The following is a 25,915-nucleotide window of genomic DNA, read 5'->3' as shown; positions in this document are numbered from 1 at the left end:
AATATGATCTTCATGGGCATGCGTCAGAATAATCGCTTGCAGTGCGCCGCGGTTTTCCTCGACAAAGTGCGTATCCGGTACGATAAATTCATCGAGACGAGGATGAAGCACGCCGTCAGGGTCCTGAAACATTGAACCGCAATCGACCATGATCATATGGTTATTGTGCAGATAGAGGTTTAGGTTCATCCCTATTTCCCCCGTCCCACCCAAGGGCAAAAAGTAAAGCCCATCTTGCTTAACCGGTTTATCAAACACCCAAATGTTCCTTAGAGGCTGTCGTTCTATTCGAAAATCACACGGTCCGTTTCTACCCCTGCAAGACGAAAGGCCTCTGCAATTCTCCCCTGATTATCGGCAACGAAGTCCAGAAAATACTGAGCGACCGAAGAAGGTTTTTTCGCCGAAGGATGGACCAAGCACCATGCCCGCTTTATGGGAAACCCGTCAATCTCCGGGGATACAAGCGTGCCTAGTCGCAATTCGCTAGTAACACTTAGTCGAGGTAAGACCGCAACACCTAGCCCTGCTAACACCCCATGTTTGGTCGCATCATTGGAGCCAAACTCCATGCTCAAACGCAATTTGAGTGTATGCTCATGACAATGCTGCTCTAACGCCAAGCGACTTCCCGAGCCCCTCTCGCGCACAAGCACGCCCGATTCAAGAAATTGCTCAGCCGTGATCTTGTCTTCAGTATTTAGAACATGTGTTGGAGCCATTACCGGGATGAGCTCGTTGTCGAGAAACGGCAAAGACGCGAAAGGCTTTTCGCTTGGCACGATCCCCATTATTACCAAATCTCCCTGATTGCTATTTAAACGCTCGATCGCCTGCGCCCGGTTCACAACATGTACACGGACGCTCACTAAAGGGTATCGATCAAGAAACGGTTTTAGTAGATACGGTGTTATGTACTGGGCCGTGTTGACAGCCGTGAGCGTTAAATCGCCGGAAACCTGCCCCTCTAAACTGTGCAATTCATGCTGTAAACGCTGTATCTCCTCGAAGATAAGAGAAACGCTTTGCTGGACTTTCTCAGCCGCCGGCGTACGGTAAAGCTTGCGCCCTACAAACTCAAACAGCTTCACGTCGAGCGCTTCTTCAAGATGCTTAATCTGCGCACTCACCGCTGGTTGCGAAAGACCCAGCAAATCAGCCGCTTTGCTATATCCACTCTGCTCATAAACCGCAGAAAAAATTTGAAGTTGGCGCAATGAGAGACGATTCAATAGTTTTTGGACTGACAGTGCCATGACATGACATCCTAGAAGATTAGGTTATAGATAAGATAACATTGAATCATTGTATCTTATGAGTTTAATCTCATATCTTAAAGACCTAGCGCTTGCGGTTTGGAGAGAACAGAGTCATGCCTGATATTGTTGTGATGTTTTTCTTGCTCGGTCTGGTGGCGGGAGTCGTTCGTTCAGATCTCGAGATTCCGAAAGCAGCCTACGACACCCTCAGTTTATTATTGATGCTTACCATCGGCCTCAAAGGAGGCATGGTACTTCATGGGTCGCTGGATGCCTCCCTTTTACTGGAGCTCATCGCTGTGGCATTACTGGGAGCGCTAATACCGCTCGCGATCATGCCCCTGCTCAAGTACGTGGTGCGCCTTAATAATGCCGACACCGCAAGTATCGCAGCACATTATGGTTCCGTAAGCGCAGGAACGTTTGCTGTCGTCCTTGCTTACACTGAAACGGCACAAATCGCGTACGATCCTCAGGTGACACTCTACCTCGTGATGCTTGAGCTGCCCGCAATTCTCGTGGCGTTGGCTTTGTTCCGCAAGGCAAATCCTGCTGCCAACGCGGGAAGCAGCGCAGCACTCTGGCACGAAACGTTTACCAACAGAGGCGTCATTTTACTCGTCGGCGGTGTATGCATTGGTTTCATGTATGGTCCACAGGAAGGGGCAGCCGTTACGGAGTTATTGACCGGTGCATTCAAAGGCGTACTTGCCCTATTCTTGCTGGAAATGGGTCTAACGGCAGCTGAAACCCTTAGACCAATTCCATGGAAAAAGTGGAAGGCATTACTATTTGCCTTAGTAGCGCCCTTAGTACTTGCTCAACTTGGCATTGCTCTGGGCTTGCTGCTGGGGTTACAAGCGGGCTCTGTTCTTATCTTGGCGACCCTCGCAGCAAGCTCGTCTTATATTGCCGCACCAGCAGCCATTCGCGCGGCTATCCCCGATGCGAATATTGGGCTAGCAATGTTGATGTCATTGGGGATCACTTTCCCGTTCAATGTCATCATTGGTATCCCCATTTACCACCAAATTATTCAGCTTGTTATAACCTGATGCACCTTAAGTATGACGCAAGCGATGATACAAGAAACTCCGCCGCAAGAGTCCTGCTGAGAGACGAACCCCCTTCACGCACCGAACTGCATATCAAATGCCGCGACGACAGCACATTCATGCTTGTGTGCTTAGCTGGGATCGACAATAAACCGCCAACAAGGATAAAAGCGCAAGGTCCATTTCATTCGTTGCGACAGGTACAAGGTGCTCGCAATGCCATTATGAGTGCATTGAAAAAGGAGGGATTCCTCCCCGTATCTTCGGTGCCCTATTGGGAGATAAACGCACAACTCATTGCCAATACCTGTCGCCAAACACTAAACCAAAATAAAGGCGACTTCGAATTCGACCCCAAAGATGTTTTATAGCGACTATCTATTTTCAAAACACTTAATTAAGGCGGACTTGTTGGGCCAAAAAGACGAGCCATTGAATTTTTAAACGATCCAAGCGATATCGCGCCACGTAAGTCTTTTAGATTCACGATCATTTGCTTCGCTTACTGAATCCATACTCGGAGAATGCTTATGAAAATGCGCGTTAAAGAATTAGCTCACCTACCAACTCCCCCGCAAGTCGTCGTCCAATCCTTCGAAGGTTCGATTTATCGAATGGTGGCACGATCGAACGGCCAAGAGATTTTACTGACTGATGAGGCCGGCAACTATCTAACGGAGCGTCACCCAAATGCATTAACCGATTTACTGCACGACATCATCGTTGATTCAGTCAGCCTGGAACATCATTCCGCCTATGACGAAATGATCGGACACTCGACGCCAGACAGCGCTTCGGCCTCTTCCTCAAACAAGCTCATTATTGATATCACAACAGAAACACTAACAAGTCGAGCTTAGATTGAGCAAGCAACAGAAGTGATCGCAAAGCCGCAGTAGGCTATGCCACCACTTCCACAAGGTACGCTCGGACGCTTATTGGGAAAGCTGCTGAACGCGAGCACGGACGGCTGGGTCGTTGGGAGCAATAGCACTCAGGTTAGAAAGATACTTCATACTTTCCTGGGCTCGTCCCATCTTCTCCAAAAAGGTAACAATACCCAGTAGTACATCGTACTGGTTGGGCCATTGCTCGTTCGCCGATTGCAATACGGCAAGCGCTTTATCCGGCATTCCCTGACCGTCCAATGCGATTGCGTACACGTAATAAAACCGTGAATTGGCGTCGACTTGCTGCGTAGCAAGGCGCAAATGTTCTAAGGCCTCTTGTTTTCGCCCTAAACGAACGAGATTTAGTCCGTAGCTATGTTGAACAGCTCCACTATCAGGCGCGACTTTAATCGCCTGCTTTAAGGTAAGCTCTGCATTCTCTTCGTCACTAATAGATCGATAAAGATCCGCCTTATTGAGCAGAGCAGCGGCAAAATCGGGCTCTATCTCCAAAGCTTGATCAAATGCGGCAAATGCGCGTTCAACCATACCTCTTCGCAGATAATAATCTGCAAGCGCGAGTTGGCCCGAAGGAAAATCTGCAGAAAGACGCAATTGATCCTCGTACTCATTTAACAACGTCATGACGTCAGCACGCGCTTGCCCCGAAAGTGACCGCTCGTAACCAGCTAATTGTCGCGCAAGCGAAAACCGAACGGTTGCCGAAGGATCTTTAATCAGACCTCTAAAGATCCCATAGCGATGCTGAATCGGTATAAAGTCACTGGCGTCAATCGCTGCCGCCCTAACCATAGGATCCACCGAGCTTATGTTCTCTTGTAATGTTTCTGCCGTCAGCCTTGAAGGCACTCGCCCTGTGCTGGCAAGCAATGTAGCCTTATTGATGGGCGGAAGCGCATCAGACGCCAAGAACTCGACCAAAGGGCGAAGAATCAAGGGGTCTGCTTTCTGTATTTTAGCGCTAAGTGTTGCGTACGGGTTAAACGGTCTCTCTTTTGACCACTGATCAACATGTTCTTGCGCCCAGCTGTTTGACTGTGCTTTATGGCAGTCTTTACATACACTCGGTGATTCGGCGACTTCAGATGCACGAGGGTGCGGCACCCTAAAAGAGTGGTCTCGCCGATCATCCACCTCCATATAAGTGGTTTCCGGCATATGGCAGGTCACACATTGCGCTGCTGCGCTTTCCATTGGGTGCTTATGATGCTCGGGCACATCGTACACTGCGGGCTTGTGGCACTGAGTACACACGCCATTGCCTTCAACTTTTAAATTACCTGAATGGGGTTCGTGGCAATGACTGCATTGCACGCCTGCATTCGCCATTTTGCTTTGTAAAAAAGAACCAAGTACAAACACTTCATCCCGAATCTGTCCATCATAGTAATATAACGGAGACTCTAAGCGGCGCAGTAAATATTGGTTGTGATAATCGTCGGCAGGGTCCACTGCGCCAATAAGCTGGCGTCTCGAATGACATCCACCACATGCGTTTACCTGAGCTTGAGAAGGTGTCCCGAAAGGAACAGCAATATCACGATCATCGGTAAATCTGAACTGCGACGTCGGAGCCAAACTCATATCAAATCCGCCAAACTGCGCACTTGGCAGTCCGTTTTTTTGAGCAAGACGAACATGCTCGCTCCCTTTCCCATGACATGCTTCACACGCAACGTTTAACTCAGAAAACGTAGTGTTAAACGTGTTCGTCTGAGTGGAGTAACCTCGTTCGACACCCGTCGAGTGACAATCTGAACAACGTGAGTTCCAATTTTGAGTGTGACGTGACCAGTGGAATGGGCTGTCAGGTCCGGTATTTTCATCTGGAAGTAATTTGTACCAGCGTTGCCCACCGTCTTCTTTTGAACGCGCATCCCAAGCCACATCGTAGGCCTGATAGCGACCACCGTCAGTCTTTATCAAATATTGCTGAAGAGGAAAAATCCCGAACGTGTAGGCAACCTCAAACGACACCTGAACCCCGTCATCAATGCTAATAACGAAGTCCCCTTTACGTTTGGAGAAGGTAGAAACAACGCCATCATGTTCGAAACTGACGCCCGAGAAATCTCCAACAACAGACTCATCAGTCGGCAGCATCATCGCCTGGGCATGATGGGAGGAAGCCCAAGACGTATATTCGGCGTTATGACAACTCGCGCACACAGCGCTGCCAACAAATGTTTTGATGTGTTGATTGCCCTCAGCAAACATCTGGCCTGAGGATAGTAAAAGTAAAAGCAAAAAAGGGATTTTTTCGCCGAACAAGCAGCGCATTATCGTAAGACTTTGCCGCGCTTTTTTGACGACACTTAATACAAGGGTTTTCATGCTTTTTCTTTACTTCTCTGGTTTCTTCTCTTTATTTTTAGAGCATCATGGATGGAGCTGGCTCAGCTTGTCAATTTAGCGTTAAGTTAATTTGCTTCAAGCGCAGCAACGAGCGCTTCTTGCGTGATTCCAGCGTCGCAAGCTCTCGAATCATGCGCTTAAAAACGCCTCTATCCGAGGCCGGTGACGCTCTTTGTGCTTTATCAAACGCTTCGGCCATCAAAGACTCGAACGCTTCAAGCACCGCACTGACGGACTGCTCGTCCGATTCCCCTCTAAAAGAGTCAATAAACTCACGCATTACACCATTACCGTTCGACCATTCAATGCGATTGTCGGAACTGCCTTTTGAAGGTCTAGCGTGGTCATCGGCTTGCGCTCGCAAGTCAAGCCAACGGTATAGCAGCCTCGCCGCTTCGATGAAGTTAGAAGAACGGCATTCAGCAACAAACCTCGACTCCAAATCACGCCGCGCTTTTCTATTCGCTTTGTCGCGATGGTAAGCACGAAGCAGCGCTTTAAATCGCGTCCTCAATCGATAGCAGGCAAAGATAAAAACAACCAACAAGATCCAATCAAACACGCTTCGTTCTGACATGAAGTCGACCGTCGACTCAATAGCAGAGCGTAGATAGTAACGAGGGCTCAAAACGGTGGTAATGGTTTGCTCCGGCAAAACCTCAACCTTAAATGTGCGACTACCGAGATCGAACCAATGAAAACGTCGTTCTGGGATGGTAAACCGTCCGGGTTTCTCTACCACGTAGGTGATTTTCTCAATGCGTTGAGCCAGGTAGTCACCGCGATTTACCTTGTCGCTCAGTTCAGGAGGTGTCGGGTAGATAGAAAGCCCGTCGTGCGTTCGGTCGAAGCGCAATTCAGGGAGCATCATCGCTGCAAGATCATCGCCACGAAAAGTAATTGTACGACTAATCGCGTCTCCGAGCGCTAAACTATCAAAATCACGATCAAAGTGCTCTTCAACTGAGAACTCTGTAGTTGCTACCCACTGAGCATCTTGCGGCGCACCGGATGGCACATTCGCCTCAAACGAAACCTCTGCAGAACGTGCAGACAGTTTGGTGGGCTGCCCATCTTCGCCCGAAACCGTTGTCTCTATGTCGATCGGTGGAATCTCGAAGCGACCCTCGCGTTGAGGATAAACTGTCATGGTCCAAAGCTGCACAGCCCAAGTCTCGCCGCTTATCCTTTTGGTAGAGTTGACGGCAAAGGATTCCCGCCGCAACACGATCGCGTCTGAGACTTCCGGCTGTAGTAAGCGTGTGCCGCCAACAAAATAACTAGACGTCGATACCTCAACGTTCAAAATAACTTGCTGCGAAACAATGATCTCTTCTGATGGTTCGACCCACGCCCTGACTTCTAAATCGATCGACTTGGCGGCGATAAAACTACTCCACAGCATCAGCCAAAATGCGCAGCTTATTGTCGCAAGGGCCGATTGAAGACGCACTATTCACCTCCTTGCTGATTGAGCTGCATCTGAAACTTCACCCGCAAAAACCGGGAAGGGTCTTGTTGTACTTGTTTCAACCACTGATCTTGGATTCGTTCGTCCGACAGAATCTGTTCTGCACTGAGCTGCTTGCGCTCGAAGTCTGGCAGCTGTTGTCGCTCGGCACCATCCGCTCGCTGCGGCTCATCCCCTAAATCGCCAATATCCTCCCCTGACTCCGGCTGTTGGTTAGCGCTCATCAAATTAATCTCATCGACGATTGCTTGAACGATTTCGATGTTCGCATTGACCCTAACGTATTCCGGATCCAGATCCAGAACCTTCTCATAAACCTCTAGCGCCTTAATGTATTCTTGATTCTGCGCGAAAGCATTACCAAGATTAAAAAGGTCATTGGGCGCTTCTAGCCCACTGTAAAGCTGAATTGCATTCGAAAAATTCTCTGCGTAGTAGTAAGCAGACGCTTTCCAACGAACATCCTCAAAATAATAAGCCGCCTTGCTAAAATCCCCCAGCTCAAAGTAAATTCGACCTAGTTGATCCGGCGTAAACCATAACTGAAGAAATCCCGACCACGCTCTCCCCAGAACTGTCGTTTTAGCCGCAATTTCTGCGACTACCGCCGAAGACTCGTGCGCATTTTGAGGCTCTTGTGCTTGTACTGGCGGCACATGCAAAGACCAACTCACGAGCACCACTGCGCACCATTGCAGCGTCCAACCCTTTCGAAACCAGAACAAAAACAACATAGCAAAGGGGAACAACAAATAATATCCCGCATCGATCCAGGGCCGATTATCGTCATCCACCAATGCCAAGTGCTGCTCCACGCTTTTACTTATTCGGGATATATCTTGCTTATCAAAACTAAGCTGAACGTAGGTACCGCGAGTTGCTTCCGCCAGCGCTTCCAAAGACCGAGGATTAAACGGCAACGAAAGGCTTTCGGTATCACTCGCGCCACTATCAGATGAAGGTGCATCAGCTCCAATTCCGAAAACGATTAGCTGATCAGCAGTCCCTTCCAAGTACGCGTTAAATGCTTCTGGCGCATTTGCAGAGCTTGAATCAGCAATCAGGAGAATCGTTGCTGGCGGCGAATCAGGACCTTTCACCGCCTCGATCAACGGAATACTTTTTTCGGGAATACTTCCCTCTGTTGGCATCATCCCTGAATTCAGTGCATGCAAAAATTGAAAAACAATATCAGGGTCTGTGGTAAGTGGTACCGCCAGGTGTGCAGTGCCAGCAAAAGCGATGATGGCGACTTTGCTGCCTTTTCGAAGCGTCAGCAAGTCACTGATCTTTTGTTGTGCGCGTTGCAACCGAGATGGCTGAACATCCGACTGATTCATACTTTCTGCCAATGACAAGACAATGATCAACGGTGCTTCGTCTTGCACATAGGGTAACGGCTTACGCTCCCAACTTGGGCCGGCCACGGCAATCACTGCGATGAAAATAGCCGCAGCACTCACATTCAGTGGTGAAAGCCATCGGGTGTGCTCTCCCCCGACCGTCAAAGCTTTTAAGAGGTGCGGGGCAATCGTTTGCTGCCACTGCGCGCTCTGGTCTCGTTTAAGTCGCAAACGCCAAACCGTATAGGCCAATGGAATAAGTGCGACCAACCACCAAGGACGAATAAAATGAAATGCTGCAAGCATTGAAAGATCTATCATCCATTACCTCTGGTCGGTTTTCTTTGACCTTCAAAGCGAAGCGTCATAAAAACAAAAAGTAGGACGTAGATCAGCACGACAAATCCCAAGAGATAATGGTGCAAACTGGTTTTCGGTCGAAAGCTTATCGAATCAAATACCGCCGGTTCCAATTCGTTAATTCTCTGGTAGACCTCAGATAAGGATTCACGATCAAGCGCCTGATAAAATCCTCCATCGGTTTCTTCTGCCATTCGCTCTAACGTCTCCGCATCTAGCGCTTCTTCACCCATAGTTGTCGGGTCGCCAATTGCGATGGTGTAAATCGTAATACCGAAATTACTCGCCACTTTTGCGGCATCAATCGGTGGTACTTTACTTCCTGTATCGTTTCCATCAGTTAAGACGAGCAAGACCTTGTTTTCCGAACGACTGCCTTCAAACGCCTTGATCGCAAGCCCGACTGCATCCCCTACGGCTGTACTCTGCCCAGCCATGCCTGTTGCTGTCTCGTCGAGCAAAGTCAGCCATGCAGCATGGTCTTCGGTGAAAGGTGCCTGAATAAAAGGCGCATCACCGAACACGATCAAACCAAGTCGATCGTTTTCTCGCTGAGCAACAAACTCTTCCAGTACCTGTTTGACCGCGCTCAATCGATCAATGGTCTGGCCTTTTCCATCTAGAAAATCTGTTGCTTCCATTGACCCGGACAAGTCGACTGCAACCATAAGATCACGGCCCGCTTTTTCAATCACAACCGGCTCACCGACATACTCTGGACGCGCCAACGCGAACACAATCGACACCCAACCCAAAACAAGAAACACTCTTTGGACAAGCATTCGGGATGCGATAACAGCGCCTTGCGAGGGTGTTTCACCAGAAACCATCACTACGCGTTTAAAGAAAGGGACTTTAACCGAACTCTTTTGTTGTTTATAACTTGGCAACAGCCAATAAACGAGAAGCGGAAGAGGTAATGCAAAGAGCATTAGTGGATAGGCAAGCTCAAGCATCGACTCGCCCAAATAGAGTGTGACGCAATACATCGCGAACGCGTGGAATCGTTGTTTGATGCGACTCTATCCAATGCTTTACCGCAACCAATAACGATTCAAGCTGGGTCTCGCTCAAACACAGATTATCTACGCGCTCATACGCAAGGCGCGCCAGTAGTTTGCCAGTCTCGGAATCAAAACACGGCGTTGGGGACGTTCGGTTGAGAAAAGCCACCCATGCATCACCCGAAAGCGGTGCGACCATTTCGCGTGAGTAGGCTTGTAAGGCTGTGGCCTTTAACACTTCTGGGAGCTTACGGGACAACTCCAGCCTATCTCCTGACGCCGCCGCTGCATCCAACACCTTTAATGCCTCGGACCGGTAACGGTTGTAATACCAACGAATAAGCAGCGAAGCGCACTTAACGAGAATACAAAGCAACGCCACGAAGAACATAATCTGCCAACCGATTGTTTGCGGAAACCATGATACGCTTTGCGGAAGCACTACTTCGTTAATGCCGTGGAGAATATAGTTGCCAAAGGTATTTGCGAACGACTCGTCGACACTTTCCATTAGAATTCCAGGCTCAGTTTAATCTCTTTGTAGGGTTGAATTCATGCGAAGCTCTAATTTAAAAGAATACCTAAAGTGTTCAAGACAAGCCTAGCGCATGTCGCAATTGCTCTTCTACGGGCGCAACGGTATCAATTGGTATTACTGGCACAGAGTACTTCTTCAATTCGTCTTGAACCGATTCAAACGAAGCGGCGAACTCCGCGGTAAACTTCTCCTTTAACGATTTTTTCCGACCATCGACCTCTATTTGCATGCTCCCATCACTCACCACCAAAGAGTCTTTCTCGGGAAGGTGTTTTTCTAAGGGGTCAAATACAAATGGTACGATTACGTCATTATGGACGCTCAATCTGCGAATCGATCCCAGCACGTCGTCGGACCAGCCAGCTAGGTCACTAATTACAACCACAAGGCAGTCATGCCCACAAAGGCGTTCTGCCTCCAACAACGCGTTCGCAAGCTGCTGTTCATTCTGAGCTTTCTTTTGAACTGCATCCAAGCTGTGATTCATCTTCGTGCATTCAAAAAGTATACGCTGTGCCGTCGCTCGAGAACGTTGTGGTCGGATCTGCTTCATATCGGTATCGTTAAATAATATGGCGCCGATTCGGTCGCCAACTGCAAGCGTACGCCAAGCGCAGAGAGCTGCCATTTCGGCAGCGGCAACTGACTTCATTCTCACCTTACTGCCAAAGAACATTGAGATACGCTGATCAACAATCATCAACACGCGTCGCTCCCGCTCCTCCGTATAGACGCGAACATGAGGCTTCTTGGTTCTATTGGTCACCTTCCAATCCAGGGTGCGAATATCGTCCCCGGAACGATAATGCCGAAGCTCCTCAAAATTTAACCCTCTACCACGGAGCTTGGAGGAATGGCGCCCCGACAAAATGCTCTGAACTGCGTGGCGAGGTAAAAAGCTCAAACCAGCCGCTTTGTGCTGCATGGCCATCAGCAGATCAAAATCTGCATAAACCTTGGAGTCTTTGTGTTTGTCTACCATCGACACGCTTACCGCCCCTTAAGCTACCGCGACCTGCTTAATTAGCTCATCCACCACCGCATCAGAACTAACCCCTTCGGCCGCAGCCTCATAACTGAGAATTAAGCGATGCCGTAAGACAGGCTTGAGAACAGAACGGACATCATCCGGATCAACAAAGTCCTTACCGTTAAGCCAAGCGAAAGCGCGAGATGCGCGATCTAGGTTGATCGTCGCGCGTGGACTTGAGCCAACACTTATCCATTGTCTTAACGCGCTATCTGCGTAACGTTCAGGATGTCGTGTCGCCATGACGAGCGCAACAATGTACTTCTCAATACTCTCTGAGACATGGAGTTGCCCGATTTGTTTTCTCGCTTCAAAAATACTGTTCTGAGGAACCACTAAGGCTTGCTCTTGATCACTAAAATTCTCCTCATCTCGGAGCATTCTGATAATCGATAATTCCGCCTCGTCTTCTGGGTAATCAACCCTAACCTTCATAATGAAGCGATCCATCTGAGCCTCCGGCAAAGGATAGGTCCCCTCCTGCTCAATCGGGTTCTGCGTCGCTAGAACCATGAACAGCTCAGGAAGCCGATAGGTTTTACCGGCTACGGTAACCTGTCGCTCCTCCATCGCCTCTAACAAAGCCGACTGTACTTTTGCTGGTGCTCGGTTTATCTCATCAGCCAGCACCAAGTTCGCGAAAATTGGGCCTTTTTGAAACGTGAGCTTTTCTTGATCGCCATCTGAGTGATAAATCTCGGTACCGGTAACGTCGGATGGAAGAAGGTCTGGGGTAAACTGTATTCGGCCTAATGTCGCATCGATGACACTGGCTAACTTTTTCACAGATCGTGTTTTGGCGGTTCCGGGTAATCCCTCAAGAAGAATATTGCCGTTGCATAACAAACCGATAATTATTTTTTCAACAACATCACTCTGGCCAATCACTGCACGCTCCATAGCTGCGCGAAGTGCTTTGATGTTGTTTAGACATTCAGACATAACCGTTTCCTAATGCGCCAAAAAAGGCGTATTTAAGTCAGTAAAATAAGCATCATAAAAACAAAACCCGCCAATAAAGCGGGTTTTGCTAACGAACGGGAGACTATTCCTCGCCTCCGGATTTGCTTACGAACATATCGTAAACAGCCTCAACCGACCAAGAACCCGGCTTTTGGCTTGGCGGGTATTCTTTGAACGTCGCAAGAAACTCGGCAGTCGTCGATAGGCCTAGATAGATATAAGGCGCTTTGTCTATCATCCAATCATAGTACGAGTTTGAGTTTTCTTCTGCACGACCCCAAGGATCACGCCGTAAATTAGTCACCTTAGGCATACGTAGCATTGTGAACGGCTCCGTCCAAAGTGCCATGGTTTTTCCTCGGTTCTCTGCGTAAGTCATCTTCCAATCACCAACACGGATACCAACTGGGAATGCTTCATCGTTTAAGTAGTGATAGACATCTCGCGGACCTTCTTTTACTTCTCCAGTGAGATACGGAAGGAAGTTATAGCCATCAAGATGGATCTTCGATTTCTTCTTGCCGAACGCTTTACCCTTCAGCATGTCGGCCTTCAGGTTTGAATCGCCGGCAGCTGCAGCGAAGGTCGGCATCCAATCGAGGTGCGCCATAATCTCATTAGAGATACTGCCCGCCTTGATCTTTCCAGGCCAACGAACCATCGCAGGTACCCGGTACGCACCTTCGTAGTTACTGTTTTTCTCACCACGGAAAGGCGTGATACCAGCGTCAGGCCACGTGTTGAAGTGAACCCCATTGTCCGTTGAGTACATAACAATCGTGTTATCTGCGATCTTCAAGGCGTCTAGTTGATCAAGCATTTCACCCACCAACTGATCATGACGTACCATCACATCGTTATAGAAACCTTGACCTGAAAGACCCACATTCTTCTCAGCAATATGCGTTCTAAAGTGCATGCCGGTGGTGTTCAGCCAAACGAAGAAAGGCTTGTTGTTTTTAACCGCTTTATCGACAAACTTCTTAGCGGCAGCAACAAACTCCTCATCTGCAAGCTCCATACGCTTTTTAGTCAAAGGACCTGTATCTTCGATCTTCCCGTCCGCATAAGAATGAAGTACGCCCCTAGGACCAAACTTCTTCTTAAACTCAGGATCTTTCGGGTAATCCGGATCTTCCGGCTCTTCCTCTGCATTCAAGTGGTAAAGGTTACCAAAAAACTCGTCAAACCCGTGATTCGTTGGAAGGTGCTCATCGCGGTCACCTAAGTGGTTTTTACCAAACTGACCGGTCGCATAACCATGTTCTTTGAGCATTTCAGCGATCGTGATATCACGATCCTGAATTCCCTCAGGGACCCCAGGAAGACCAACTTTCGTCATGCCGGTGCGAAGCCCTGACTGCCCGGTGATAAATGTAGAGCGGCCTGCAGTACAACTTTGATCACCATAGTAATCAGTGAATCGCATTCCTTCGTTCGCAATCCGGTCAATGTTTGGCGTCTGATAGCCCATAATTCCGTCGCTATAGGCACTAATGTTCGAAATACCGATATCGTCACCCCAGATCACCATAATATTTGGTTTCTCAGGTGCCGCGATCGCTACCGTGCTTATCGATAAAAATAAGCCGGCAATGGAGCGCTTTACGTTTTGCATAACCTTCCTTCCCTTTGTTTTTAGACTCAATATCAGCACCCTACGGGGCACCTGTTCTCACTCGAAAACTTCGAAAAGAACTTCACCAAATGCGCCCGAAGGCGCCTTAATATCGACTAGTGTAGACAAGGTCTTTGCTACATCAACCGTATATATTTTGCGCATAATTTGTTGCTCTTCAATGTCACGACCTACGAATACGATAGGCACATGCGTGTCGTAGGTCCAAGGTGAACCGTGCGTCGCAGCAACATGTAAGCCATCAAAATCATTTATGAACCAGTTCGGCTCAAACACCACATAAACATCGCCAGATCGTGGCGCATAAAAATTATTCAAAACAGCTCGATGAATTGGGCCATTAACCACTTTATTTTCAGCGAGATCGCGACTGGATACCGCTAAACGAACACCTTGCATATTCTGCAGCTCGCTTGCCACTGCCCGCTCAAGAAGCCGGTTACCCTCATCACTGCCTTGGTCTGCGTCATCAGATAAATATACGTAGGGATGGCTGTACTGCTCAATCAACTTACCTTTAATCTTGAATTTGGCCTTGATACGCGCAATCGCAGCGTCTTTTTCCCACGCCGACGGATCAATATACGCTGAAGGAATGCCTTTGGATTGAAGATACCCTGGCGTATCCGGGCCGCCATGATCCGCGCTAAGTACAAAAACGACATTTTTAAGCCCGACAGACTCATCGATGCTCGCAACCAAATCCGAGAGCACACGATCTAGCCGCAAAATGTTATCCTCAGCCTCAAGGCTCGATGGCCCAAATAAATGCCCCACATAATCTGTCGACGAAAAGCTAATCGCCAGATAATCGGTTACGTCGTCTTTACCCAACGATTCTTCCTTGATCAGCGTTTTTGCAAAGTCGAGCGTTAACTCATCTCCTGCAGGGCTAGTTGTTAGGAAGGTAGTGAAGTACTTTCCTGAGGCATCACCGTATGCATGCGGGAACGTTTGACCGAAGCCCGGGAGGTTTGTTTCCCACTCGCGATCATCCGAATCGCCGTAAAGGTAGCTAGTTTGTTCGTTAAGGAGCGTCCATTCCGTATTCGCATACTGATTAGGCAGCCCTTTCGCATTCCATTCGCTGACCCAATCTGGATAGGCGTCGAAGTAGTAGTTACTGGTTACAAATTGCCCAATTGCTTTTGAAAACCAGAACGCCTTTCCCCCATGCCCAGCCATCGCGACGGCACCACGATCTTTAATAGAAACGCCGTACACTTTTGCCACGCCATTCGTTGCCGCGATCAATTCGTCAGCAAAAGTAGAGGACAAAATTGCCCGAGGAGATCGGCCCTCAGAGTTTGCGGCTTTTTGAGTGGGGTCTATCTCGGTATCGTCGTTTACATCCGCCCCAGAACTTAGCAACGCAAAGTCTGGGTCTTCGATGTTGTAATTCGTCTTGCCCGTCTTCCTGTCGAGCCAAATATTACCGATCATGCCATGAATAGCAGGCTGCGCCCCAGTAGACAAAGTGGTGTGGCCTACAATCGTCTCGGTATTCGCGTGAGCGTGATGCGCATCCAAATAAACCGTGCCGTTCTCCCAAAAGAACTTAAAGCCCTTGTCGCCAAACCGATCATAATACCGACTAGGCAAATCCGCTCGAAGCTGGTCGATGGTTATTTGAACGATGAGTTTGGGGGATTCAGATGCTGAAGCGATCGAGCTTAAGAATAATGCAGCGATGAGAGCGGCCAAAAAACGATCCTTCGAAAGTCGGTATAAAGACATAAATCTTCCCTAAAGATTTGTGGAGTGGAGTAGTTTTTATTGCCACTAAAGATAGACCAACAGAGATTAACAAACAAGACAAAGAACCATTATGACAGTCGGGAAATCATACGATCAACCTCCGCTCTATTTTGACTCCTTGTGAAGAATAAAATTCGGTAGATTATGCGCTTCGCTTCCCTACGGGCCGTCGTCACTCTGTAACGACGTTGTCTCGCAGCGGTGCTGCTCGGCTCGAACTCGCCTTCGGCAGTTCTCATCTTATTTTTTCCAATAAAAAACCCGCAACAAGTGCGGGTTTTTTAATTGGTAGGACTAGGCAGATTCGAACTGCCGACCCCCACCATGTCAAGGTGGTGCTCTAACCAACTGAGCTATAGTCCTGTAATTCGTTTTCTCGTCGCGAGAACGGCGCGTAATGTAACAAAGGCTCTAATACTGCGCAAGTAGAAAAACCAATTCATCATCGTTTTCTATCTACACAATGACTGTTCTGGATAAGAAACGGTCTAGTCCGTGTCCTGCAGTCATACCCATGCAACTAATCATGCGCGATACGTTCAAAATTGATAAATCACGCCAAGCGAAGAACTCACAAGATCCTGATCATAGAAATCGATATTCGAGTTCGCCTCACCCGCTGCTGCAGACACAAACAACGATAAATCCTCAGTATTGAAAAGCTGGTTATAAGTCAACACAACACTCGCCCCAAGATTGTCGACACTCTCTTTCGTATCGTAGATAGGGTTTGTCTCATCCATATCAGATTGAGAGAAAAAGGCTGTCGTTACGAGAGACCACTTCGCACTATTGTAAAAATACGCGAGGGTCGCACCAATCTGATCACGAGCACGGGCACCACCATCGAGATCAACTTTATCAGCTTTAATCTCTGGCACAATCAAATGCGACTCACCCAAACGAAACGTATAACTCAATGAGATGTCCATATGACTGCCTTCTCGATTCAGCAGTTTCTGCTCTTCCGCACTGATCACATTGTCGATCACCAACTGCGTCCCGGAGAGCTCTTCTCCCAACGAAACATCCCTAACACTTAGTTGCGCCCCGAAGCCAGAACCAAAAGCATTCTGCAGCCCAATTCGTGCACCAGATGATTTTCTATCCGTTTGAGCTCTTGGTGTATTCACAACATACGGATCTGTATACACCTCAGTTGGCACTCCGGAAAACAAGAAAGATCCGTAAACGATGCCTCCATTCGATAGCGCTTTTCTAGCACCCAGCTGAAACGACAAATCATAGCGGACCAAATCCTCAAGCTCCGTACCAAAATATATTTGGGTGCGAGATTCACCGAATGTATAGTTCAGCTCTCCCGTAAACAATGGCCCAGCTGAACTCTCAGAAGTTGCAGACTCATACAAGCTACTCGTGGTCTTCCTAGAAGAATCGCCACCGGGACCAGCAACAAGATTGCTCGTATACGTTGATTGAGAAACACCACCGACAATCGATCCGGAAACACCCGACTCGGCCGGGATCGGTGCAATAGGGGCTGCCGACGCAAGTTCAAACGTTAGCCCACAGACGAGAGCAGTATTCACTAAACAAATGCGATTCATAGACTAGCTCCAAGCATAATGACTATCACAATTAAAACTTAAACCAAACATAATCAAGACCAACGACAAGACACAACGCCAGTAACCTTGAGAGAGGCTAGTACCCTTACAGAGTATTGAAGATAAGGCTCATACTTTATAAAAGTCTCGATACCACGCTACAAAATTTGCAACGCCCTGCTCTAAAGGAGTGGAAGGCTTATAATCCACATCGCTGATCAATGCATCGACGTCCGCATAGGTGGCTAGGACATCCCCAGGTTGCATTGGCAAGAGGTTTTTCTCCGCTTTCTTACCTACATTTTCTTCGATCAATTCAATGTAGCGAAGCAATTCACATGGGTTGTTACTTCCGATGTTGTAGATACGGTATGGCGCCTTGCTTGTTGCCGAGTCTGGGTTTGTCCCAGACCAATCTGGGTTAGACTCAGCCGTATGGTCTAAGGTACGAATAACGCCCTCAACAATATCGTCGATATAGGTAAAATCACGTTGGTGTTTACCATAGTTGAAAACATCAATCGGCTTGCCCTCAATGATGTTTTTAGTGAACATGAACAGGGCCATGTCTGGGCGCCCCCACGGTCCATAAACCGTAAAGAATCGCAAGCCCGTTGTCGGCAAACCAAATAGATGGCTGTATGTATGAGCCATCAACTCATTCGATTTTTTGGACGCGGCATAAAGACTTACTGGGTGATCTACGTTGTCATGCACAGAAAAAGGCATGCTCTCATTGGCCCCATATACAGAGCTGCTTGATGCATAAACGAGATGTTCCACCTTATGATGGCGACAGCCTTCAAGGATATTGGTGAAGCCGACAATATTCGCATCGATATAAGCTTGTGGGTTTTCTAAGGAATATCGAACCCCTGCCTGTGCAGCGAGATTAACGACCCGCTGAGGCTTATGCTGTGCAAACACCCGCTCCACTTCCGGACGATCTTCGAGTGAGATGCGCTCCTCAGTAAACTTTGGATGATCCTTTATACGGTCAAGACGCGCTTCTTTCAGGCTTGGGTCGTAATAATCATTGACATTATCAAGGCCGATTACCTCATCACCGCGAGCCAAAAGCCGGATCGCAAGTGCATTACCAATAAAACCCGCCGTCCCTGTTATTAATACTTTCACACCCAAGCCCTTATTTCAGAAAAGTAAATTAAAAATCAATACCCGTAGTTAAGTATGCGCCACTTAGATCTGCGTCGACGTCAATACCACTCACATCATCCACCGTGATGCTCATCGAACGATAGCCGCCCTCGATCAAAAACAAGCCGATGTTATATCGCACTGCAGCTTTTGCATCCATCACCTTATCGCCAGAATAGCTTACCCCAGAAACCTCAGCGCCTACAGACAGGCCGGTTAGAGGAAGATCCACTGAAGCCGCTACGTAAGCAAGTGGCAGCGTATCATCAATCTTGGTTTCACTAACGCCGTTCGAACCGCTTTTATCTTCAATGCGCAACTGGCCGTCAAAGATACGCGCCTCAAGACCCAGATCTAGAGAAACAAACGTATCAAGAACCTCGTAATAGAGAACTGCAGAGCTGTGAGATAAATCAAGGTTAGTCGTCACATCGCCAGAAAACGCAATGCCATCAAAAGTGGCAGAGATCGAACCGTCTGCTGTTTCATCTAAATCGATATGGCGAACTTTAACATTAGGAATAATCGGAATTGCGTGTTCAAGAGCCGCGGTAAACTCGACAAAGCCTCCGCCATCCAGTTTCAGGTCGTCCTCAAGATCAATGGTATCCTGACTTGAACGATCTGTAACATCTCCGCTGTAAGCCGCATCCCAATATGACACCGTAACTTCGCCACCAAGAACGTCTGCAGTTGCAGAAAATGGCAGAGCAGCGACGGCAAGAAGAGGCGCAGCCGCTAGTTTTGAGATCAATGAACGAGCTGTACTTTTTTGCATGACAATTCCTTAGAGCTAAAACCAATTAAACAACCCTAAGTCTAGACAGGATTCTAGAATTCGATACCTATTCTTTTGCCAACTTCTTCATAAGTTTCGATAACACTACCAAGGCCTTGACGGAATCTGTCTTTATCCATCTTGTTCAAGGTCTCAGCGTCCCAAATACGACAACCATCGGGACTAAATTCGTCTCCTAGGACAATTCGTCCGTCAACAACGCCAAACTCCAACTTGTAATCAACTAAGATCATCCCGCCCTCGTTAAACATGGACGAAAGCACGTTATTCACTTCAAGAGTAAGACGCTTCATTTCGGATAACTGCGCTTCCGTTGCCCAACCAAATGTGACACAAAGCGACGTATTGACCATAGGGTCGTGCAACGCATCATCCTTAAGGAATAGTTCAAACGTAGGCGGGCTGAGCTCAGCACCCTCTTCCACACCAAGCCTCCGAACCAAGCTGCCAGCGGCTCGGTTTCTCACGACGCATTCAACGGGCAGCATTTCTAGGTTCTTCACTAAGCTTTCGTTATCCGAGAGCAAGCGCTCAAAATGCGTTTCAATCCCGGCCGCGGCGAGCTTCTCCATCACGAAGGCATTGAACTTGTTGTTCACCATCCCTTTGCGCTCAAGCTGCTCCATTTTCTCACCATCAAATGCGGAGGTGTCATCACGAAATTCCATCACCATAAACTGAGGGTCCTCAGTACGGTAAATTGATTTTGCCTTTCCTGCATATAGTAATTCTTGCTTATGCATCGTTTTCTCTAACTCCATGCCGCAGATCGTTGATCATGATATGTATTCAAATACGATTTCAATTAGCGTTCGAGCGCTTTCGGGCTCCAGCTCTTCGTTGAGCATTTTAGCCCTAACTCGAATGACCCCCGGCCCCTCCGGATAGAATCGTAGCTCAATGTTGCGCTCCGCCTTTTGCTCTTCAAGAGAGGACTCTAAGGTATACCAGCTATCGATTTCTTCCTCATCAAGATAACTGATATAAGCTACCCCGCCCTTCTCGTCGCGCCCAGATACAACCACAGGGCTTGCTTCAAGTGCATCTTGAACCTCAGACCAAGCGCGCTTAAAACTCAATTGTATTTCCAAGAATGGGTAACCAGCCTCATCCTCTAGCAGCCGCACTCGCGACTGATCGCCAATATTCACTGCGTTAAGAGAATACCGAGAACCCGAGCCCTCTCCAGTGACCGTCTCACCAATCAACTCGAGCAATGCCCTCTCGATTTTGGGAGTCACCGCTTTCTTACTCCAAGCTTTTCGATCCTCCGACGGAACATTCGGCATAAACGCCCTAACCTGCAATTCAGAAGTATTACGACGAATCCCTTGTGTTAACTTTGCTTGAAACGAGACGCCATCAATAATAACCGGCGCATGACTCGTGCTTTCTAAATCGCTGATCAAACGTTCGTGCGAAACACCTTCCTCAAGCTCTTCTGTTCCAAAGTAGCCGTCGGAAACACGCTCCGTATGCGTAAGCAAGCCATACTCTAGCCAAAACGAGTCAATCAGCGGCCAAGCCTTACTCGGCGGCATGGATAATTCCAACCATGCATCGCCATCAAATGTCTTCACTTCGTATGGATCTTCACTTAAAGATGATGTCGCGTCAGGCGGAAGCGGCAACTCAAACTTTTCGTCTGGCACGCTCGAAGAATCGATAGCTGGTATTGGGTATCGTTCTCTTAATTTTGTTTCAGCAAGGCTTTCGGGAAGAACCAAAGAGCGCCCCTCCTCGGCCTGTTTATATTCGTTTGATCGATCGCCTATCAATGCACAAGAGGCTAAAACCACAGTGCACAGTGCGACAACAACCACGCTACGTGCGCATCTAAAACACCTGTATAGTTTCATGAACACCATATTTGAGGGTTAAGCTAACCCGGCAGCTTCAAGCTCTTTCGCTAACTGAGCATGGAATTTCTCGTCAAGTACTGTCAGGGGCAACCGAATGCCTTTCTCAGCAAGCCCCAAAAGGTACATTGCATATTTGACGGGAATAGGATTTGACTCTACGAACATCGCCCCGTGAAGCGGCATCAACACATCGTTTAGGGCTTTTGCCTTCGAGGCTTCGCCGGCAAGCGCCAGCTCACACAAATCATGCATCTTGCGAGGCGCGACGTTCGCTGTAACCGAGATATTCCCCTTTCCACCCGCAAGAATTAACTCGAAAGCAGTTGGGTCATCACCTGAGTAAACAGCAAAGTTAGTTGGTAGATCTTTCAGGAGCGCAATGCCACGCTGCACGTCACCAGTTGCATCTTTGATGCCTACAATGTTCGCTACAGAGGCGAGACGCACGACAGTCTCGTTGTGCATATCAACGGCGGTACGCCCAGGTACGTTATAAAGAATCTGAGGGATATCAACCGCCTCGGCAATCGCTTTAAAATGTTGATACAAGCCTTCCTGAGTGGGCTTGTTGTAGTACGGCGTAACTGAAAGGCAGGCGTCTGCGCCAACGCGTTTTGCAGCTCGGCTAAGCTCGATCGCCTCAGCAGTCGAATTAGCTCCCGTACCGGCAATAATGGGGATTCGACCGGATGCACGATCTACAATGCGCTCAATGACCTTACAGTGTTCTGCTGGGCTTAGTGTTGCTGATTCCCCAGTCGTACCAACAGCAACAATAGAGTCTGTCCCGTTCTTAATCTGAAAATCGACAAATTTGTCGAGGCGGTCCCAATCGAGCGAGCCATCGCCGTGCATTGGGGTTGCTAACGCAACGATACTGCCTGTAATCATACTTGTCTCCGGAATAAACGAACGGGCTATCAGCAAGGAAAATATACCTTACAAAACTCAGCGCGTATGTTAATGCTCAAGCTCTCATTAAACAAGCGAAAACACCCCCAGAGACTAGCCAAGATCGGCTCTATCTCTATACTGTCTATATCTATTGTGTAACGAGTGGCGATAAAACAATGACAACACCAATCGAAGACAGCAATCTTGTAATTTCAAGTATCGGATCGGACCAGCCTGGGATCGTAAATCAACTGGCAAAATCATGTGCTGAAAGCGACTGCAATATCGTGGATAGCAGAATGACCGTACTCGGAGGCGAATTCGCGATTATCATGATGATCTCAGGTAGCTGGGACAGCATCGCAAAGCTTGAAGACGCGCTACCCGAGCTTTCCAAGCAATTAGGGCTAACAACCACTGCGAAACGAACGGGCAAGCGCCAAACGAGTGAAGCGTTTTCGTATACGGTTAACGTGGTCGCCCTCGACAATCCCGGTATTGTCCATGAGATTGCTCAGTTTTTCTCATCGCAGCACATCAATATCGACGATCTTGTAACCGGAACATACTCAGCCCCACATACCGGAACGCAGATGTTTAATCTGAACATGCTGATTCAGGTTCCAGCCGACACGCACATAGCGAGCTTACGCGATGAGTTCATGGACTTTTGTGATGACCGAAATCTTGACGCCGTGATTGAACCGCAGCGCTAAGCAGCACGTACTTTTTGCTAATCATCAAAAGGAGATCACATTGACACATCCTAAAACCGGCGCGCCAGCACCTCACTTTTCTCTGCCCGACCAAGACGGCAACACCATCAATTTAAACGATTTCAACGGAAAGAAAGCGGTTGTCCTCTTTTTCTACCCTAAAGCAATGACGCCAGGTTGCACTACCCAAGCCTGCGGGGTGCGCGATATTAAAGCAGAATTAGACAAGCGCGATGTTGTTGCATTTGGAATTAGCCCAGACCCGATTGCTCGCCTACCAAAATTTATTGATAAACATGATCTGAATTTCAGTTTACTCTCCGACGAGGATCATGCCGTTGCAGAAACGTATGGATGCTGGGGGTTGAAAAAATTCATGGGTAAAGAGTTCATGGGGCTTATCAGAACTACTTTCATTATCGACAAACAGGGGCAGTTATTGAAAGTCATGAACAAGTTCAAGACAAAATCGCATCATGACGATCTGCTCGCAGAACTGGATCAACTACTCTAGCTCCTCATCAACGCCACAAGAGTGAAGCGACTAGCCTCTAGACAGCTTCACTCTCCAATTATCAGTCGCGGTGGTCTATCTATTTTCTATAGCCAAAGCATGCCTATCCACTCTAGGCCATGCGGTAATCACTGCCTTGATGAGAGTAGCGAGCGGAATGGCAAAAAACACTCCCCAAAAACCCCACACTCCGCCAAAAAACAGCACCGCAACAATAATTAGGATTGGATGGAGATTAACCACCTCCGAAAACAGAAGCGGCACCAACACGTTTCCATCCAAAGCTTGTATTAACATATAAATTCCAAGCACGTAGTAAAACTCATTAGTAAGCCCAAACTGAAACAAGGCAATAATCACCACAGGGATCGTAACCACTACCGCCCCAATGTAAGGAATAACGACCGACAAACCGACCAGAATTGAGAGCAGCGCAGCGTAGTTTAGCCCGAACGCAAAGAAGCCAGCGTAAGTACAAATTCCAACAACGAGAATCTCCACCGCCTTACCACGCAAATAATTTGCGAATTGTTGATTCATCTCCGACGATACCTGTGTAATCAGGCGACGATTTTTGGGTAGAGCTTTAGAGACCCCACTAAGGATCACATCCCTATCTTTCAACATAAAAAAAACAAGCATCGGTACAACAACAAGGTAGATTAGTGCGGTAACGACCACAGGCAGGCTGGCGAGAGAATTGGACAACACCCACTGCACAATTTCCGCCGAGCCCTCAGAGAGCTGCTCATAAGCGATCGTAATCTCGTCCCCCCTAAACATACCTGGCAGCTGCGTTTGTAGATCTTCCGCATGTCGTCGCAAAACGCTCAAGATGCGAGGAAAATCATTGAGAAGAGATTCCAATTGAGAATACGCCTTGGGGAGCACTGCGAAGAACAATGCAAAAATCATGGAGAGAAAGGCGCCGAAAACAAGCAATACTGAAATAACTCTGGGTACGCTTCGCTCAGTGAGCATATTGACCGGCCCTTGCAGGATGAACGCAATGATCAACGACGCAATAACCGGCGCGAGAATATCCCCCCACATTAAAATCACAGCAAAGCCGATTACCAGCAGAACAGACAATACAACCGCCTGCTCATCTGAAAAATAACGGTCAATCCAAGACCGAACAATGTTTAACATAAAGATTCCAAATTAATGCTTAGTGATAAAGTAGACAAACTCATTTGCCGAATGCTCCGCTTTTAGCTCATGGGGCGTTAACGATATAAAAGCCTCAAAGTCGCGTACAGACCCTGCATCAGTCGCCATAACCTTGACGCGCTCGCCCTCCTGCATCTCGTTCAACTTGAGCTTTGCCCTTAAAAGCGGCATAGGGCAACTTTCACCGCGAGCATCAACCAAAAAATCAAAATCAACCATGTCATGTGTACATCATATTCTTAATGATTGGCCATAATAAGCGAATGCATCTAGGAATCAACGCAGCAAGTTAGTTTATTGTGTACACTTAAATTACGTTTAATATAAGTCGATACAAATGCCCTTTTTAGCACCGATTCTTTTTTTGGTTACTTTATTCGCCTCATCACTTACGCTGGCGAACAATAATCTCCCAACCCTAGGCAACGCCAGCTCAAACATCATCTCGATTGAAAAAGAGCGGCAACTTGGTAATGCCTGGCTCGCAGCCCTTAGAGGGCAAGTACAAACCTACGAACAGCCTGTCGTAGAACAATATTTAGAGCAGCTGGTTTATTCTCTCGCTCCTTATTCAGCGGTTGCCGATCGCGAGTTTCGATTTGTTGTTCTAAACAGCCCCGAACTTAATGCATTTGCCGTTCCCGGAAGCGTAGTCGGAATCAATGCAGGGCTTTTTCTGCACGCTTCATCTGAGCAAGAATTTGCATCCGTCATTGCGCACGAGCTCGCCCACCTCAGCCAACGGCACTATGCTCGACGGCTCGAACAGCAACAACTCAGCACACCACTAACACTTGCTGGCGTCTTAGCATCCGTAGTCATCGCAGCGACAACTGGAGCGGAAGCAGGAATCGCTACGCTCGCGTCAACACAGGCTCTATCCGTTGAAAAATCATTAAGCTATTCACGCCAAAACGAAGAGGAGGCTGACCGCATAGGCATCGAGACCATGTACGCATCCGATTACAACCCACGCGCGATGCCAAAAATGTTTGAACGAATGCTTAAAAATGCGCGATTGCAGGGCAATACGCCACCGGAATATTTATCAACTCACCCACTTTCAGAAAACCGCGTGTCCGACACGAGAAACCGGGCCGAGCAGTACCCTGTTAAACCCTATCAAGACAGCGTTCTTTTTCACATCTGCAAAGCGATTGTGACTGTTGACTACGCACAGTCAAAAGAACAAGCCGCTGATCTATACAAATCAATCATTTCTAGAGGGAAACATAAAAATGTCGACGCAGCTCGCTTCGGTCTTGCGTACGCTCTTCTTGAAAGCGACCCTTCCTTCTCACTCAAAACCTTTGAAGAACTCCACACGAAATATCCAGGGACGATCGCAATTAGCATCTTTTTGGCAGAAGCCGAATACTCCGCTGGCAAAAAACAGGATGCGTTCGAGCGCTTAAAGCAGCTTCTTGAGTTCAACCCAAACAACTACCCTAGCGCTCTTCTTCTAGCCGAACTATATGACCTCGAAAAACGCTACGCGGAAGCGGAAAACATCTTAATCAAACTAACGCGAGCGCAAGAGGATAA

23 protein-coding genes, 1 tRNA gene and 1 pseudogene are annotated in these 25,915 nt (G+C 48.0%); 5 read left to right on the top strand and 20 right to left on the bottom strand.

What is annotated here, in order from left to right; all coding sequences use genetic code 11:
- Both A3750_RS19215 and A3750_RS19210 read right to left on the bottom strand, forming a co-directional pair.
- Positions 1-258, bottom strand: a pseudogene (locus tag A3750_RS19215) (MBL fold metallo-hydrolase); the annotation flags it as partial.
- 26 nt (positions 259-284) lie between these two features.
- Entirely contained in the window at positions 285-1,256 is a 972-nt protein-coding gene (locus tag A3750_RS19210) for a LysR family transcriptional regulator (protein WP_068452503.1), read from the bottom strand.
- Between the two features lie 116 nt (positions 1,257-1,372).
- Between A3750_RS19210 and A3750_RS19205 the strand changes: the two genes are divergently transcribed.
- Together A3750_RS19205 and A3750_RS19195 are read left to right on the top strand one after the other, a co-directional pair.
- A complete protein-coding gene (locus tag A3750_RS19205) occupies positions 1,373-2,314 on the top strand; it encodes a sodium-dependent bicarbonate transport family permease (RefSeq protein WP_068452506.1) in 942 nt (313 codons plus the stop codon).
- 530 nt (positions 2,315-2,844) lie between these two features.
- Positions 2,845-3,174, top strand: coding sequence for a DUF6482 family protein (locus tag A3750_RS19195; protein ID WP_068452513.1), 330 nt, complete (start codon positions 2,845-2,847; stop codon positions 3,172-3,174).
- A gap of 75 nt (positions 3,175-3,249) precedes the next feature.
- Here A3750_RS19195 and A3750_RS19190 read toward each other — a convergent pair whose 3' ends face one another.
- The 16 genes from A3750_RS19190 to dapA all read right to left on the bottom strand — a co-directional run bounded on the left by A3750_RS19190 (position 3,250) and on the right by dapA (position 21,964).
- A complete protein-coding gene (locus A3750_RS19190) occupies positions 3,250-5,559 on the bottom strand; it encodes a tetratricopeptide repeat protein (RefSeq protein WP_068452515.1) in 2,310 nt (769 codons plus the stop codon).
- Positions 5,560-5,629: 70 nt separating this feature from the next.
- Positions 5,630-7,033, bottom strand: coding sequence for a BatD family protein (locus tag A3750_RS19185; protein WP_068452518.1), 1,404 nt, complete (start codon positions 7,031-7,033; stop codon positions 5,630-5,632).
- Positions 7,033-8,715 (bottom strand): VWA domain-containing protein, encoded by a 1,683-nt coding sequence (locus A3750_RS19180; RefSeq protein WP_068452522.1) that lies wholly within the window; start codon positions 8,713-8,715, stop codon positions 7,033-7,035. The genes A3750_RS19185 and A3750_RS19180 overlap by 1 nt, the downstream gene beginning before the upstream one ends.
- A complete protein-coding gene (locus A3750_RS19175; RefSeq protein WP_197475160.1) occupies positions 8,712-9,710 on the bottom strand; it encodes a VWA domain-containing protein in 999 nt (332 codons plus the stop codon). Before A3750_RS19175 ends, A3750_RS19180 begins: the two co-directional genes overlap by 4 nt.
- Entirely contained in the window at positions 9,703-10,269 is a 567-nt protein-coding gene (locus tag A3750_RS19170) for a DUF4381 domain-containing protein (RefSeq protein ID WP_068451892.1), read from the bottom strand. The genes A3750_RS19175 and A3750_RS19170 overlap by 8 nt, the downstream gene beginning before the upstream one ends.
- Before the next feature lie 79 nt (positions 10,270-10,348).
- On the bottom strand, positions 10,349-11,278 hold the full coding sequence (locus A3750_RS19165; protein WP_068451889.1) for a DUF58 domain-containing protein: 930 nt from the start codon (positions 11,276-11,278) through the stop codon (positions 10,349-10,351).
- Between the two features lie 18 nt (positions 11,279-11,296).
- The gene (locus A3750_RS19160; RefSeq protein WP_068451886.1) at positions 11,297-12,268 is read right to left on the bottom strand and encodes a MoxR family ATPase; all 972 of its coding nucleotides are present in this window, start codon (positions 12,266-12,268) and stop codon (positions 11,297-11,299) included.
- 103 nt (positions 12,269-12,371) lie between these two features.
- Positions 12,372-13,907: an arylsulfatase gene (locus A3750_RS19155; protein ID WP_068451882.1), complete on the bottom strand. Its 1,536-nt coding sequence runs from the start codon at positions 13,905-13,907 to the stop codon at positions 12,372-12,374.
- A gap of 57 nt (positions 13,908-13,964) precedes the next feature.
- Positions 13,965-15,665: an alkaline phosphatase family protein gene (locus A3750_RS19150; RefSeq protein ID WP_068464252.1), complete on the bottom strand. Its 1,701-nt coding sequence runs from the start codon at positions 15,663-15,665 to the stop codon at positions 13,965-13,967.
- A 307-nt stretch (positions 15,666-15,972) separates the two neighbouring features.
- Positions 15,973-16,049 (bottom strand) — tRNA-Val (locus A3750_RS19145).
- 176 nt (positions 16,050-16,225) lie between these two features.
- The gene (locus A3750_RS19140) at positions 16,226-17,254 is read right to left on the bottom strand and encodes a DUF2860 family protein (RefSeq protein ID WP_068548640.1); all 1,029 of its coding nucleotides are present in this window, start codon (positions 17,252-17,254) and stop codon (positions 16,226-16,228) included.
- Positions 17,255-17,383: 129 nt separating this feature from the next.
- Positions 17,384-18,391: an NAD-dependent epimerase gene (locus tag A3750_RS19135; protein WP_068548638.1), complete on the bottom strand. Its 1,008-nt coding sequence runs from the start codon at positions 18,389-18,391 to the stop codon at positions 17,384-17,386.
- Between the two features lie 28 nt (positions 18,392-18,419).
- Positions 18,420-19,190 (bottom strand): TIGR04219 family outer membrane beta-barrel protein, encoded by a 771-nt coding sequence (locus A3750_RS19130; protein ID WP_068451317.1) that lies wholly within the window; start codon positions 19,188-19,190, stop codon positions 18,420-18,422.
- Positions 19,191-19,243: 53 nt separating this feature from the next.
- Positions 19,244-19,954 carry a phosphoribosylaminoimidazolesuccinocarboxamide synthase gene (purC, locus tag A3750_RS19125; protein WP_068451331.1) on the bottom strand — a complete coding sequence of 237 codons (711 nt, stop codon included), beginning with the start codon at positions 19,952-19,954 and terminating at the stop codon, positions 19,244-19,246.
- 33 nt (positions 19,955-19,987) lie between these two features.
- Positions 19,988-21,070: an outer membrane protein assembly factor BamC gene (gene bamC / locus A3750_RS19120; protein ID WP_197475159.1), complete on the bottom strand. Its 1,083-nt coding sequence runs from the start codon at positions 21,068-21,070 to the stop codon at positions 19,988-19,990.
- An 18-nt stretch (positions 21,071-21,088) separates the two neighbouring features.
- A complete protein-coding gene (gene dapA, locus A3750_RS19115; protein WP_068451322.1) occupies positions 21,089-21,964 on the bottom strand; it encodes a 4-hydroxy-tetrahydrodipicolinate synthase in 876 nt (291 codons plus the stop codon).
- A 179-nt stretch (positions 21,965-22,143) separates the two neighbouring features.
- Between dapA and A3750_RS19110 the strand changes: the two genes are divergently transcribed.
- Together A3750_RS19110 and bcp are read left to right on the top strand one after the other, a co-directional pair.
- On the top strand, positions 22,144-22,683 hold the full coding sequence (locus A3750_RS19110; protein ID WP_068451328.1) for a glycine cleavage system protein R: 540 nt from the start codon (positions 22,144-22,146) through the stop codon (positions 22,681-22,683).
- 40 nt (positions 22,684-22,723) lie between these two features.
- Positions 22,724-23,197 carry a thioredoxin-dependent thiol peroxidase gene (gene bcp, locus A3750_RS19105; protein ID WP_068451334.1) on the top strand — a complete coding sequence of 158 codons (474 nt, stop codon included), beginning with the start codon at positions 22,724-22,726 and terminating at the stop codon, positions 23,195-23,197.
- 75 nt (positions 23,198-23,272) lie between these two features.
- On the opposite strand, the gene A3750_RS19100 is transcribed toward bcp, so the two are convergent.
- Positions 23,273-24,349, bottom strand: a complete 1,077-nt coding sequence (locus A3750_RS19100) for an AI-2E family transporter (RefSeq protein ID WP_068464255.1) — start codon at positions 24,347-24,349, stop codon at positions 23,273-23,275.
- A 12-nt stretch (positions 24,350-24,361) separates the two neighbouring features.
- A complete protein-coding gene (locus tag A3750_RS19095; protein ID WP_068457257.1) occupies positions 24,362-24,589 on the bottom strand; it encodes a sulfurtransferase TusA family protein in 228 nt (75 codons plus the stop codon).
- 118 nt (positions 24,590-24,707) lie between these two features.
- On the opposite strand from A3750_RS19095, the gene A3750_RS19090 reads away from it, so the two are divergent.
- Positions 24,708-25,915 (top strand): M48 family metalloprotease (locus A3750_RS19090; RefSeq protein WP_068548636.1); only part of this gene is annotated, 1,208 nt, incomplete at its 3' end.

The organism is Oleiphilus sp. HI0079, from assembly GCF_001635105.1.
This window is presented reverse-complemented; position numbering and strand designations above follow the sequence as displayed.